10 protein-coding genes are annotated in these 13,824 nt (G+C 53.3%); 6 read left to right on the top strand and 4 right to left on the bottom strand.

What is annotated here, in order from left to right; all coding sequences use genetic code 11:
- The first annotated feature begins 20 nt into the window (after positions 1–20).
- The 6 genes from ACO0LD_RS17345 (at position 21) to ACO0LD_RS17320 (ending at position 4,404) form a co-directional block, all read left to right on the top strand.
- On the top strand, positions 21–422 hold the full coding sequence (locus ACO0LD_RS17345) for a hypothetical protein (RefSeq protein WP_423008997.1): 402 nt from the start codon (positions 21–23) through the stop codon (positions 420–422).
- A gap of 28 nt (positions 423–450) precedes the next feature.
- Positions 451–1,050, top strand: coding sequence for a peroxiredoxin (locus ACO0LD_RS17340; protein WP_423008995.1), 600 nt, complete (start codon positions 451–453; stop codon positions 1,048–1,050).
- 8 nt (positions 1,051–1,058) lie between these two features.
- Positions 1,059–1,454: a hypothetical protein gene (locus ACO0LD_RS17335; RefSeq protein ID WP_423008993.1), complete on the top strand. Its 396-nt coding sequence runs from the start codon at positions 1,059–1,061 to the stop codon at positions 1,452–1,454.
- Positions 1,455–1,486: 32 nt separating this feature from the next.
- On the top strand, positions 1,487–2,377 hold the full coding sequence (locus tag ACO0LD_RS17330; RefSeq protein ID WP_423008991.1) for a dienelactone hydrolase family protein: 891 nt from the start codon (positions 1,487–1,489) through the stop codon (positions 2,375–2,377).
- A 40-nt stretch (positions 2,378–2,417) separates the two neighbouring features.
- Entirely contained in the window at positions 2,418–2,897 is a 480-nt protein-coding gene (locus tag ACO0LD_RS17325; protein ID WP_423008989.1) for a c-type cytochrome, read from the top strand.
- Positions 2,898–3,234: 337 nt separating this feature from the next.
- The gene (locus ACO0LD_RS17320) at positions 3,235–4,404 is read left to right on the top strand and encodes a sigma-54 interaction domain-containing protein (protein WP_423008987.1); all 1,170 of its coding nucleotides are present in this window, start codon (positions 3,235–3,237) and stop codon (positions 4,402–4,404) included.
- Positions 4,405–4,494: 90 nt separating this feature from the next.
- Here ACO0LD_RS17320 and ACO0LD_RS17315 read toward each other — a convergent pair whose 3' ends face one another.
- Genes ACO0LD_RS17315 through ACO0LD_RS17300 form a run of 4 tightly spaced genes read right to left on the bottom strand, consistent with a single transcriptional unit; the run spans position 4,495 to position 13,554 of the window.
- The gene (locus ACO0LD_RS17315) at positions 4,495–5,943 is read right to left on the bottom strand and encodes an efflux transporter outer membrane subunit (RefSeq protein WP_423008985.1); all 1,449 of its coding nucleotides are present in this window, start codon (positions 5,941–5,943) and stop codon (positions 4,495–4,497) included.
- A gap of 8 nt (positions 5,944–5,951) precedes the next feature.
- A complete protein-coding gene (locus ACO0LD_RS17310) occupies positions 5,952–9,065 on the bottom strand; it encodes a multidrug efflux RND transporter permease subunit (protein WP_423008983.1) in 3,114 nt (1,037 codons plus the stop codon).
- A 4-nt stretch (positions 9,066–9,069) separates the two neighbouring features.
- Positions 9,070–12,174: an MdtB/MuxB family multidrug efflux RND transporter permease subunit gene (locus ACO0LD_RS17305; RefSeq protein ID WP_423009278.1), complete on the bottom strand. Its 3,105-nt coding sequence runs from the start codon at positions 12,172–12,174 to the stop codon at positions 9,070–9,072.
- A 33-nt stretch (positions 12,175–12,207) separates the two neighbouring features.
- Complete coding sequence (locus tag ACO0LD_RS17300; RefSeq protein ID WP_423008981.1) at positions 12,208–13,554, bottom strand: MdtA/MuxA family multidrug efflux RND transporter periplasmic adaptor subunit; 1,347 nt, start codon at positions 13,552–13,554, stop codon at positions 12,208–12,210.
- Positions 13,555–13,824: the final 270 nt, after the last annotated feature.

The raw sequence follows: 13,824 nt of genomic DNA, 5'->3' as shown, positions 1-13,824 counted from the left end.
GGAAGCAACAGGATGTAGAAATGAAAAAGAAATTGATTAAAAAAACTGTCCTGCTATTCAGTTTGCTGGCAGCTGTGGTGGGTACAGCGGGTATTGCAGCGGCAGTAACTGAAGTTGATATGGACTTGATGCAGAAAATAGAAGAATCCACAAAAAGTGTAGATTCGAATATCTCCCTGAAAGATGGCAAGGCGGCTTTGGCTGATGCTCGTGAAATAGAAGAAATGTTCAGTCAGGTTGAATTATTCTACAAGCATAAGGGCGATGCTGCTGATGCGATTGAGTATGCAAAAAAGAGCAAGAATTTCGCCAGCGAATTGATACGGCAAGTCAGTGAAAAAGATTTTGATAATGCTTCTGCTACCGTCAGTGCGCTGGCAAAATCATGCAAGACCTGCCACCAGGTTTATAAGAAAAGTTGAGTAAGAAGCTGTTGCAGACAGAGGGTATATGAAAAGAAATGTAATCAGATCCAGTTTATTGCTGTCGCTGGCAGCGATGACTTCTATTGCCGTGGCTGCCTTGAAGGAAGGGGATGCTGCGCCTGATATCAAGGCGCAGGCTTCGCTGGCAGGTAAGAGTTTTACGTATTCACTGACAGACGCCCTGAAGAAAGGGCCAGTGGTAGTATATTTTTATCCTTCAGCTTTTACTGGCGGCTGCAATATACAGGCACACAGCTTTGCTGTCAGCCATGAAAAATTTCAGGAAGCCGGGGCCACCGTAGTCGGTGTCTCCCTGGACAGTATCAGCCGCCTCAATGATTTTTCTGCTGACCCGGATTATTGCGCAGGTAAATTTCCCGTCGCATCTGATGTCGATGGCAAGATTGCCAAAAGCTATGACCTCGCAGTAGCCGAGACTCCAGCGGGGCGCAAGGACACTCGAGGCAATGACATCGACCATGGGCGGGCAGAGCGCAGCACTTTCATCGTCACCGCTACTGGCAAAGTATATGCAGCGATAGGTGGCCTGACGCCTGAACAGAACGTGGCCAGGGCGTTGGAAGCCGTACAAAAACTATCTGGTACCAAAGCCGCCAAGTCATGAAGTCAGGTATGACCAGAAGACGCTGTGTTTGCACGATGTTGCTGGCGTTGATGGTGACGGCAATGCAGTCGTCCCTGGCTGCCAGCATGCTCGACTTTGATATCTGGATGCGCAAGATAGATAAAAAGATAGTGGATGTGCAAAAGCGCATATCGCAAAAAGAGGATGAGGCGGCCATACAAAGTGCCGAGGAAATCGAAGACCTGTATTTGAAAATGGAAAACTACTTCATACAGATCAAGCATCCTGAAGAGGCCGTGCAGATGTCCAGGGATGGAAAAGATGCCGCAGCCATCATCAGTGCATCTGTGCGCAATCAGGATTATGATAAAGGGGCGCTGGCCGCTGTCAGTATAGCCAAAGCTTGTAGCGCTTGCCACGACAGCTACCGCCCGTTCAAGTAAGCCCTAAAGTTAATATTACTCAGGAGAATAGTGTGACCCGTCAAACCTCAGATGATTTCAAGCCAGAAGTATTGCAACTATTTGACCAGTATGTCCATGGGCAAATCGACAGGCGTGGTTTTTTGCAGTCGGCCAGCAAGTTTGCCGTAGGTGCGGTAACGGCAGAGGTATTGCTGCAGCAGTTAAGTCCCAACTTTGCCCAGGCACAACAAGTGCCCAAGACTGATGCGCGCATACAGGCGCGCTATGTTGAATATCCATCGCCACAGGGTTATGGCACTTTGCGTGGCTATCTGGTCACTCCAGCAGAAGTAAAAGGCAAATTGCCTACCGTGCTGGTGGTGCATGAAAACCGTGGCTTGAACCCGCATATAGAAGACATCGCCCGTCGTTTGGCACTGGATGGCTTTATCGCCTTTGCGCCGGATGCACTGGCACCTCTGGGTGGTTATCCCGGTGATGAAGAAAAAGCCCGTGAACTCTTCCCCAAACTTGACCAGACCAAGACCCGTGCCGACTTTATAGAAGCAGCAGCGATCTTGAAAAAACTGCCAGAAGGAAATGGCAAGGTTGGCGTGGTCGGTTTTTGCTACGGGGGTGGCATTTCCAATTTCCTTGCTACCAAAGTGCCTGATCTTGCTGCAGCCGTACCTTTCTATGGCGGTCAGCCAACGGAAGAAGATACGGCAAAAATCAAGGCGCCTCTGCTCATTCATTATGCCGGGGTCGATGAACGCATCAATGCTGGCTGGCCAAAATACGAGGCCGCCCTGACCAAGGCTGGCGTCAAATACCAGGCATTTGTCTATGCCGGGGCTCAGCATGGTTTTAATAATGACACGACACCACGCTACGATGCAGCTGCAGCCACATTGGCATGGCAGCGCACGGTAGATTTTTTCAAGGCCAATTTGCGAGCCTGACAACAAGTTCTTTTTTAACCACAACAGTCCGGGAACATCCATGAAGAAAACTGCATCAAGAATATTGCTAGCCTTAAGCGCAGCGGCTGTTCTGATTGCATCAACATCCGTGTTGGCGCAACAGGCACCCAAGCCAGAGACGTTGATCAAATGGCGACAATCTGCTTACCAGGTCATAGGCTGGAATTCAGGCCGCATCAAATCTTCGCTGGAAGGGCAATACAACAAGGAGGAGGTCATCAAGGCTGCCAATACCATTGCAGTCTTGTCGAATGCGGGCCTGGGTGCGCTGTTCCCGGCAGGTACCGAGCAGGGCAAGGGCTGGCATGATACCGCAGTCAAACCTGAATTGTTCAAGGATGGCAAGCACGTTGGTGAACTGGCTGCCAACTTCAGTAAGGAGGCCAATGAGCTGGCCAAGCTTGCGCTGGCAGGTGACCCAGTAGCGGTCAAAGAACAGTATGGAAAATTGACGCGCACCTGCAAAGCTTGTCACGATGACTTCAAAGTATCGAATTAGAGACTGAATCAGTGCTGACTCAGGTGCGGGATCGAGTACGGTGTCGTCAGCACGCAACAAGCAAGGGACAGACATTTTTTGCATTCTGGTATGCGAAGCAAAAGATGTCTCTCCAGATATCTTCCCCTCACTGGTATTGAATTTAATTTTCTGACAGAAATATTCTATAAAAAATGGATAAGAAAGTTTGGAAAAATTCGTTCTACTTGCGGAACTCGCACGTTAGTCTGGTGTCGTCGAATGCAAAAACAGTGAAGGAGGAAAATTCCAGCCGCTCTTTACTCTATTTGTTTCTGCATTCATTTTACTTTCAGCAGACTCAGCCAGAAAGCGCGTCGTGAACAAATTACTGACTTTTCCTGATAATCAAAACATGATCTTGTCCATCCGGGCCAAGGCCATGATGTTTAATGATCCCCGTTCTGCAGCTCTCTTGCTGCAAGTCGAACGCATTGCCCGCAGCGAGGCAACTGCATTGATCATAGGCGAAACCGGAACAGGCAAGGAACTGGTCGCACGCCATATCCATAATCATAGCGGTCGCAAAGGCCCGTTCATTGCCGTGAATTGCGGCGCCTTCAGCGAAACCCTGATTGATGCTGAATTATTTGGTCATGAAAGCGGTGCGTTTACTGGAGCAACGCAGTCACGTTCGGGCTGGTTTGAAGCAGCCAATGGCGGCACTTTATTTCTTGATGAGATCGGTGACCTGTCACTCGCATTGCAAGTGAAACTGCTGCGGGTATTGCAGGAACGCCAGGTGGTCAGGCTGGGGTCACGCAAACCGATACCCCTGGATGTCAGGCTGGTGGCCGCCACCAATGTGGATTTGCACAAGGCCATAGAGGCTGAACATTTTCGCTCGGATTTATATTACCGACTGAGTGTGGCAACCATCAACCTGCCGCCGCTGTTTGAGCGAACGGGCGACATACTGCCACTGGCCCATCATTTTATCGCCCTGTATGGCGAAAAAATGAAGCTCGATAATGTGCGACTGTCACCGGAAGCTGAGACAGCCTTGCTGCAGTATGACTGGCCGGGCAATATACGTGAACTGGAAAACGTCATTCACTTTGCCCTCATCGTTTGCCGCGACCGTATCATCGTGGCAGAAGACCTGAAACTCGCTGGTGCAGCGAGGAGACGTGGTGCTGCTGCACTGACGACAGTAACTGCACAGCATACACCCGCAGAGCTTCAGCAGCATGCGGTGAGTATCCCGCAGGTGCCTGCTACGGAAACCAGTCTGAAAGACAGATTGCAATCCCTGATCGTCGAGAGCATAGAAACCGGAGATGCCGGTGTTTTTGAGTTTTTTGAGCAGACGCTGATACACACGGCATTTCATTTCTGTGCCCAAAACCAGGTGCAGACAGCCAAGCTGTTGGGCATTTCCAGAAACATCTTGCGCACGCATTTAAAACATCACGGCCTCATCGGCTTTGATGTGGAACCGAGACATCATCCGGATGGTAATGTACAGTTTGGATTGGCTGTGCAATAAAGAGCTGCAAGAGTTGCCAAATTTTCGAATGAGCCATCTGCAACTTTAGAACTCATTGCATTATTGATGAAATGAGTTCTAAAACCTGGCTCATTGTTTTTGCCAGCGTCCGCCGATATTTTTCAACAGTATATTGGTCGCTGCAAGCTGACGGTTGCGTATCGACAGCAAATTGGATTCACTGGACAAGGCAGCATTCTGTGATGTGACTACATTCAGGTAACTGACTGTACCTGCCTTGTATTGCTCCTGCGTGATTTCAAGATTACGCTGGGCTGCCTGCAAGGCTTCTGTCTGTAATTGCAGTTCTGCATCCAGCTGTTCCAGCACCACCAGATTGTCTTCCACTTCCTGTAATGAGGTCAGTACCGTCTGGCGATAAGCAGAGGCGGCGATATCTGCGGCTGCACGTGCTTGGTCACTGGCTAGTTGGCGTGCTCCACCATCAAAAATAGACAGCAATAGCGAAGGACCCAGCGACCAGACCAGGTTAGGTGCATCGATTAATTTACTCAGTGAAGAACTGCGGTACCCGGCATTTGCCGACAAGCTGATGTCGGGGAAGAAAGCCGCATCCTTGATGCCTATCTGGGCATAGGCCGCGACCAGCTTGCGTTCAGCCGCTGCGATATCTGGCCTGCGCTCCAGTAAGGTGGCCGGGATCAGCACTGGCACGGCTGGCGCTGCTGGCAAGGTAGCCGTATTGTTGATATTCAGGGCTGCCGGCGTTACGCCCAGCAGCACGGCAATCGCATGTTCGAGTTGCGCTCTTTGTGCTACGGCGTCTTTCAATTGCACCTGACCGGTTGTTACTTGTATTTTGGCTTGCAAGACATCGCTTTGCCCAGCGACACCGGCCTTGTACCTGGCCTCGGTCAATTCCAGGCTGCGCTGATTGGAGGTGGTGGTTCTTTGCAATATGGCTTGCTGGGCCTCAGCCACGCGCATGGCGAAATAGGTTTGTGCCAGCGTTGCATGGGCAGACAGGCGGGCAGCGTCATAGTCATCACGGCTTGCCTGCAAGCTGGCGTTGGCCACATCGGTGGCTTTTGATAACCTGCCCCATAAATCAATTTCCCATGAAGTATCTACCGCCAGTGAATAACTATTACTGGTGGTGCGACCATTCTGGCCTGAACCGGGGTTGCCGCTGCGCGTGCCGCCCGCATTCAGTGACACTGTAGGCCACAATGCAGACTGGCTGGCTTTCAGCACAGCCTTGGCATTGGCGATCTGGGCGGCGGCTGATTTCAGGTTTTCATTGCCCAGCAATAGTTTTTGTTGCAGATCATTGAGCACGGGGTCATTGAACATTTCCCACCAGGACTCTGACACTGCAGCTTCAGTACCGGTGCGTGTAGCCTGGGCTGATTTCCAGTAGCTGGCTTCCTTGAATTCTGCAGCCAGTGGGACAGTCGCCGGTGGCGGTGCCTTGGTCTGTGCGCAGGCAGATAACAGCAAGACCAATGTCAGCACGGACAGTCGTGGAACAGAGGAACTTGTAAAAGATGCGGGACGCAAGTTAATATTTTTTTTCATAATCGCTCTCATGCAATATCCAAAGCGCCTGCGCTCGCTATTGCTTTTACTGGTTTTTTCTTGCGGCGTAATCTGTCCATGCAGACAAAGACGACAGGTGTGGTATACAGGGTCAGCAACTGGCTCAACAACAGGCCGCCGACGATGGCTATGCCCAGCGGCTGGCGCAATTCAGCACCATCGCCCGTGCCCAGTGCCAGTGGCACGGCACCAAAAATTGCTGCCAGGGTAGTCATCAGGATAGGGCGCAGGCGCAGCAGGCTGGCACGGTAAATTGCGGCACCGGCAGTCACGCTGCTGCCACGGCTGTTTGCTTCGTGCTGCGCAGAAATCGCAAAATCGATCATCATGATGGCGTTCTTCTTGACGATGCCTATCAGCAGCACCACACCGATCAGTGCGATGATGGAAAAATCAGTCTTGAACAACATCAGCGCCAGCAAAGCACCGATGCCTGCCGAGGGAAGAGTTGAGAGTATGGTCAATGGATGGATCAGGCTTTCATACAGCATGCCCAACACCAGGTAGATAGTAATGATGGCCGCCAGTACCAGCAGCGGCTGGCTGCTCAGAGACGACTGGAAAGCCTGCGCCGTACCCTGGAAGCTGCCATGCACGGATATCGGTACCCCCAGTTTGGCGATGGTGTCATTGATTGCATCAACCGCCTGCGACAAGGCGACATCCGGTGCCAGGTTGAAGCTGATGGTGCTGGCTGGTGAACCGCTCTGGTGATTAACAGCCAAGGGCGTATTGGTGGTCTCCACCTTTGCCACGCTGGCCAGGGGTATGCGCACCCCCTTGGACGTAGTGACATACAGGCTCTTCAAACTCTCGGGGCTTTGCAGATATGCAGGTGCTAGTTCCATGACGACCCGATATTGATTCAGCGGGTTATAAATGACACCTATCTGGCGCTGCCCAAAGGCATCGTTGAGTGTGCTGTCGATGGCGCTGACGGTCAAACCCAGCTTGGCCACGGCATCGCGGTCTATCACCAGCGAAGTCTGTATGCCCTTGTCTTGCTGGTCGCTGTTCAGGTCAGCCAGTTCAGGCAATTGCGACAAGGCCTTGCGTATGCGTGGCTCCCAGGTGCGCAGGTCGGTCAGGTCATCGGCCTGCAAGGCATATTGCCAGGAGGCGTTACTTTGCCGGCCACCGATGCGTATATCCTGTACTGGTGACAAAAACAGATTGGCACCCGGCAGATGTGCGAGCTTGCCGCGCAGGCGGTTGATGACCTGGTCTACACTTTCTTCACGCTCAGTCCTGGGTTTGAGCGAGATAAACATGTTCGCGCTATTGCGCTGGCCACCACCGGTAAAGCCAGTCGCATTGGCCACCGCAGGGTCGGCCAGCACTATCTTGCTGAAGGCATTGAGTTTTTCCTGCATGGACGTAAAAGAACTGGCCTGGTCAGCCTGCACGCCACCCATCATCAAGCCGGTATCCTGCTGGGGGAAAAATCCTTTTGAGATGGTGATATACAGCGATACATTTAGCGCAATCACGCCAGCCAGTACCAGCAAGGTCAATGGCTGATGCCGCAAGGTCCAGCGCAGGCTGCGGCGGTAGCCACGCATCAGGCCACGCTGGAAGCGGGAAAGCGCGCGTGAGAATTTGCCCGGTGCCTTGGCTTTTTCCACAGGTCGCAACAGGGCAGCCGCCATCATGGGCGTGGTGGTCAGCGACACCAGCATGGATACCAGGATAGATACAGATAACACCACCGCAAACTCACGGAACAAGCGCCCGACTATGCCACCCATCGCCAGGATGGGGATGAAGGCCGCAATCAATGACAGGCTGATGGAGACTACTGTGAAGCCAATTTCGCGCGCACCTTGCAATGCTGCCTCCATCGGCGTCTTGCCGCGTTCTATATGCCGCGAAATATTTTCCAGCACGACGATCGCATCGTCCACTACAAAGCCGGTAGCCACCGTCATCGCCATGAGCGAGAGATTGTCTATGCTGTAACCAAGCAGGTACATGACACCGAAAGTGCCAGCCAGTGAAACCGGCACCGCCACTGCAGGCAACAAGGCAGCGCGGAAATTGCGTAAGAAAGCGAACACCACCACGATGACCAGGCCAAAGGCAATCGCCAGTGTACGCTGCACTTCAGTGATGGATGCGCGTATGGTTGGCGTCCTGTCCATGACCACATTCACATCAATGGCGGGTGCGATGGAAGCACGCAATTGGGGCAGCAGGGCGCGGATGGTATCGACGGTCTTGATGATATTGGCACCAGGTGCCTTGTTCAGTATCAGCAGGATCGCGGGTGTACCATTCGCCATACCGTAATTGCGTACATCCTGTACGCTGTCTACCACTTCAGCGACGTCGCGCAGGCGCAGTGCGGCACCGTTGGCATAGCTGATGATCAGCGGCGCATATTGTTCAGCTTTATAAGACTGGTCATTGGCGCTGAGTTGCCAGTAATGTTGCTGGTCTTCGACCGAACCCTTGGGGCGGTTGGCATTGCTGGCTACCACCGTGGCGCGTACATTTTCCAGCGAAATACCATTCGCTGCCAGCTTGTTGGGATCTATCTCTATGCGCACCGCAGGCAATGCACCACCTCCTATGGTGACCTGGCCTATGCCATCCACCTGCGACAGTCGTTGCGCCAATACGGTCGAGGCAGCGTCATACATCTGGCCGCGTGTCAGCGTTGTTGATGTCAGCGCGATAATCATCACCGGCGCGTCGGCAGGATTGACTTTACGGTAAGTCGGGTTACTGGGCATGCCGGACGGCAGCATGGCGCGCGCCGCATTGATGCCAGCCTGTACATCCCGAGCTGCGCCATCAATATCCCTGCTCATGTCAAATTGCAGGGTAATGCGGGAACTTCCCAATGATGAAGAAGAGGTGATTTCATTGACGCCAGCAATGCTGCCCAGCGCACGTTCCAGCGGTGTAGCAACGGTGGCTGCCATGGTATCCGGGCTGGCACCTGGCAAAGAAGCATTGACAGAGATGGTAGGAAACTCAACCTGCGGCAGTGGTGCAATCGGCAGCAAAAAATAAGCAATGATGCCCGCCAGCGCCACACCCAGGGTAATGAGTGCAGTGCCAACTGGGCGTTCTATGAAGGGGCGGGAAAGATTCATCTGCTTACGCCGCAGTTTCTGCTGCAGTGTCTGACTTGGGCTTGCGGGTAAACCTGCTCGCCAGCGCCGTGAAGCCAAGATAAATCACTGGCGTCGTGAACAGGGTCAGCAACTGGCTGACAATCAGGCCACCGACCATGACCACGCCCAGAGGGTGACGCAATTCACTGCCTACGCCTGAGCCCAGCATCAGTGGCAGGGCACCCAGCAAGGCTGCCATGGTTGTCATCAAGATGGGGCGGAAACGCAGCAGGCAAGCCTTGTGTATGGCCTCACGCGGGTTCAAGCCTTCTTCACGTTGGGCATACAGGGCAAAATCGATCATCATGATGGCATTCTTCTTGACGATACCGATCAGCAGCACGATACCGATGATGGCGATGATACCCAGGTCCAGCCTGAATGCCAGCAAGGCCAGCAAGGCTCCCAGGCCTGCAGATGGCAAGGTCGAAAGTATAGTCAGCGGATGTATATAGCTTTCATACAAGACACCCAGCACGATATACATGGTGACTATCGCAGCCAGTATCAGCAACAGGGTGCTGGACAAGGATGCCTGGAAAGCCAGTGCAGCACCCTGGAAACTGGTTTCCACACTGACTGGCAAATGCAAGGCGGCTTCTTCTGCCTTGATGGCATTGACTGCATCACCCAGCGCTGCACCCTGGGCGAGGTTGAAGGAAATCGTCGCGGCAGGGAATTGCGCTGCATGGTTGACTGCCAGTGGCGCTATCCTCTCCACCACTTTGGCGATTGAAGACAGTGGCACCTGTACACCATTCGTGCCCGGTACATACAAATTGTTCAAGGCATCCATACCCACTTTGTATTGCGGTGCCACTTCAAGTACCACGCGGTATTGATTACTTTGCGTAAAAATCGTCGAGATCAGACGCTGGCCAAAGGCGTTGTATAGTGAGTTGTCGATTGCTGCGACACTGACACCAAAGCGGCCTGCGGCATCCCTGTCTATATTCACATAAGCTTGCAGGCCCAGCTCTTGCTGGTCACTGGCAACATCGGCCAACTGCGGCAATTTGCGCAGACGTTCCAGCAGGGCGGATGTCGAGCGCGACAGTTCAGCAATATCGGGCGAACTCAGCATGAACTGGTATTGCGTCTTGGCTATCCTGTCTTCTATGGTCAGATCCTGCACTGCCTGCATATAGATGGCGATGCCTGGTACCTTGCGCGTCAACTCAGCCAGGCGTCTGGCAATCTGGGTGGCCGATATCACGCGTACATTCAGGGGCTTCAGTACGATCAGCATGCGGCCTGCATTCAGGGTAGCATTCGCACCATCTACACCGATGAAGGACGACACGCTTTCCACCGCCGGGTCAGTCAAAATCACGCTGGCCAGCGCTTGCTGGTGTTCTGCCATAGCGGCAAACGAAGTGGATTGCGCTGCCTCGGTAATGGCCTGTATCTGGCCGGTATCCTGCACAGGAAAGAAACCTTTGGGCACAAAGATGTACAGCAAACCAGTCAGTGCCAGTGTCGCCACAAACACCAGCATGGTGGTTTTTTGCCTGTCCAATACCCAGGTCAGCATGCGGCCATAGCCTGCAATGGTCTGGTCAAACATGCGGCCCACGGCACGCTTGACCGGGCCAAAGTCTTCTTCTTTTTCATGATGCAAAAGACGGGCGCACATCATTGGTGTCAGGGTCAGGGACACGAAGGCAGAAATCAATATCGAGACAGCCAGGGTAATCGCAAATTCATGGAACAGGCGGCCCACCACGTCGCCCATGAACAGCAGCGGTATTAATACCGCAATCAGGGAAACCGTGAGGGAAATAATGGTGAAGCCGATTTGCTGTGATCCCTTCAGGGCTGCCGCCATCGGGGTTTCGCCTTCTTCGACATAACGGGCGATGTTTTCTATCATGACTATCGCATCATCAACCACAAAGCCAGTTGATATCACCAGCGCCATCAGTGTCAGGTTATTCAGAGAGAAACCTACCATGTACATGACACCAAAGGTGCCTACCAGCGACAAGGGTACGGCAACACTGGGGATGATGGTGGCAGGCACACTGCGCAAAAATACAAAGATCACGAATACCACCAGGCCTATGGCCAGCAGCAATTCGATTTGCACATCATCAACAGAGGCGCGTATGGTGGTTGTCCTGTCGCTCAGTACCCGCACGTCGACAGAGCCCGGCATGGCGGCTTGCAAGCTAGGTAGCAGGGCTTTCACGCGGTCTACCGTCTGTATCACATTGGCACCAGGCTGGCGCTGTACATTGAGAATAACAGCCGGGGCCTTGTCTGCCCAGGCCGCCAGGCGCATGTTCTCGGCATCATCGACCATCGTGGCAACATCACGCAGGCGTATCGGGTTGCCGTTCTTGTAGGCGAAGATCAGGTTGGCATATTCTGCCGCGCTTTTCATCTGGTCATTGGCATCAATCGTCGATGCACGCAGCGGGCCATCAAAGCTGCCCTTGGCCTGGTTGACATTGGCGCTACCTATGGCAGTGCGCAAATCATCCAGCGAGAGACCAAGATTAGCCAGTGCCGTAGGGTTGGCCTGTATCCTGACAGCAGGCCTGCGCCCACCGGCAATGCTGACCAGACCGACGCCACGTACTTGCGAGATTTTTTGTGCCAGGCGGCTCTCGACCAGATCATGTATGCGTATCACTGGCAGCGTGGTCGATGACACAGCGATCGTCAATACCGGCGCATCAGCAGGGTTGACCTTGCTATATACCGGTGGCATAGGCAAATCACTGGGCAATAGATTGCTGCCCGCATTGATGGCGGCCTGCACTTCTTGCTCGGCGACGTCGAGCGACAGGCTCAATTCGAACCGCAGGGTGATCACAGAGGCGCCACCAGAACTGGTCGACGACATTTGCGCCAGGCCTGGCATTTGACCAAACTGGCGTTCCAGCGGTGCCGTGACAGACGAGGTCATGACATCCGGGCTGGCACCCGGATAAAGTGTGGTCACCTGTATGGTGGGGTAATCAACTTCCGGCAAGGCCGCGATAGGTAGCAGGCGGTAAGCCAGCAAACCGGCCAGCAAGATGGCCAGCATCATCAGCGAAGTTGCGACCGGTCTTTCAATAAACAGACGTGAGGGGTTCAGGGTAGCCATGATGTGATGATGAGCTGAGCGCCCTTATTTCCTGGTTTCTGCTGCGGAGGCAGGGGCCGGAGCTGGGGCAGATGCAGGCCCGGATGCTGAAGCAGAGGCCGAGCTCGACCCTGAAGCAGAAGCTCCGCCTCCCTTGCGTCGTTTGCCACCACCACCGCGAGGCTCATCACCGCCACCAGGTCTGGCTGATGCCGCAATGACTTCCACCTTGCCACCATCACGCAAACGGTCTGCACCATCGGTCACCAACTGGTCACCTGGCCTGAGTTCAGCCTTGACGGCCACCCAGTCACCATCGGTGGCCAGTGTAGTGACAGGCTTCAGGGTAACTACTCCACCTTCACCGACGACGTATACAAAATTGCCTACCGTGCCGCGCTGTACAGATGCCACTGGCACTGCCAGCGCGTCTTTCATGGTATCGAGTTGCAAGCGCACATTCACAAACTGATTGGGGAACAGGCCATTGTCCTTGTTCGGGAACAAGGCCTTGACCTTGATCGTGCCTGTCGTCAGATCTATGCTGTTATCGGTATTGGCGACACTGCCTTCTGCCAGGATATTTTTTTGCTCCCTGTCCCATGCTTCTACCCGCAAAGGCACATCATTTTTCATTTGCTGGCGCAATTTATCGAGGCGTACATCGGGGATGGCAAATACGATGGCAACCGGCTGGGTTTGCGTAATCGATACCAGACCATTGGTGTCTGAGCTATGCACGATATTGCCCAGGTCAGCCTGCTTCAAGCCAGCCAGGCCAGAGATAGGAGCGGTTACGCGGGTATAACTCAACTGCAGTTTGGCATTATCTACTGAGGCCTGGTCAGACAGGATAGTGCCGTGCAGTTGCTGCACCAGTGCTTCTTGCGTATCCATTTGCTGTTTTGGGGCTGCCTGTTTTTCGACCAGGTCTTTGTAGCGTTGATAATCGAGCTCGGCATTTTTTAACTGCGCCTGGTCACGCGCCAGGGTGCCTTGTGCCAGTGACAGGGCAATCTGGAAAGGCTTGGGGTCTATCTGTGCCAGCAACTGCCCGGCCTGCACAGCCTGGCCTTCCTTGAAATAAATCGCTTTGAGTTCACCGTCTGCCTTGGTACGTACGATGGCAGTATTGGCGGCAGCGATATTGCCTATCGCCGTGACGATGAGACGTATATCACGTTTTTGTGCAGGTACGACCGACACAGGCTGCACTTTATTGGCGCCATCACGTCCGCCGCCTCGCTTACCTGAATTCCCTGAAGGGCCATTGCCTGCATCTGCTGGTGCGCTTGCATCCGTGCGGTGGTAATACCACCAGCCCCCAGCCGCTACTGCAATAAGGACCAGCACGGCTCCAGCCGATTTCCAATTGACGATTCTTGATGTCATCTTAATGCCTTCACACTGTCAGTACTAAAACGAATAGCAAATTAATTGGTATCCATGCGTATCATGCAGAGAACTTCTGGCACCCAGCGATATCCACCACAGGGTGAAAAGTGAGCGGCACAGTTTATTTCATGAGTTTGAATAGCGCAAAACAGACGCTTACAGCGGGAGCAATACAGCAGGATCGATGTGGCTATATCAATAGTTGCCTATGCGCGCAGCAATGTCAACGATAGACTGGCGCGGAAAAGATAGATACATTCGCATGCA

This window comes from Undibacterium sp. Ji83W (assembly GCF_049340385.1).
Lineage (GTDB): Bacteria > Pseudomonadota > Gammaproteobacteria > Burkholderiales > Burkholderiaceae_D > Undibacterium.
Note: the sequence above shows the minus strand (reverse complement) of the source record. Positions and strands in the feature narration are given on the sequence as shown.

Bases quoted from the DNA above. Each gene is read 5' to 3' on its own strand.
- ACO0LD_RS17325 (WP_423008989.1), top strand. From the start codon at position 2,418: ATGAAGAAAACTGCATCAAGAATATTGCTAGCCTTAAGCGCAGCGGCT.
- ACO0LD_RS17300 (WP_423008981.1), bottom strand. From the start codon at position 13,554: ATGACATCAAGAATCGTCAATTGGAAATCGGCTGGAGCCGTGCTGGTC.
- ACO0LD_RS17315 (WP_423008985.1), bottom strand. From the start codon at position 5,943: ATGAAAAAAAATATTAACTTGCGTCCCGCATCTTTTACAAGTTCCTCT.
- ACO0LD_RS17335 (WP_423008993.1), top strand. From the start codon at position 1,059: ATGACCAGAAGACGCTGTGTTTGCACGATGTTGCTGGCGTTGATGGTG.
- ACO0LD_RS17340 (WP_423008995.1), top strand. From the start codon at position 451: ATGAAAAGAAATGTAATCAGATCCAGTTTATTGCTGTCGCTGGCAGCG.
- ACO0LD_RS17345 (WP_423008997.1), top strand. From the start codon at position 21: ATGAAAAAGAAATTGATTAAAAAAACTGTCCTGCTATTCAGTTTGCTG.
- ACO0LD_RS17310 (WP_423008983.1), bottom strand. From the start codon at position 9,065: ATGAATCTTTCCCGCCCCTTCATAGAACGCCCAGTTGGCACTGCACTC.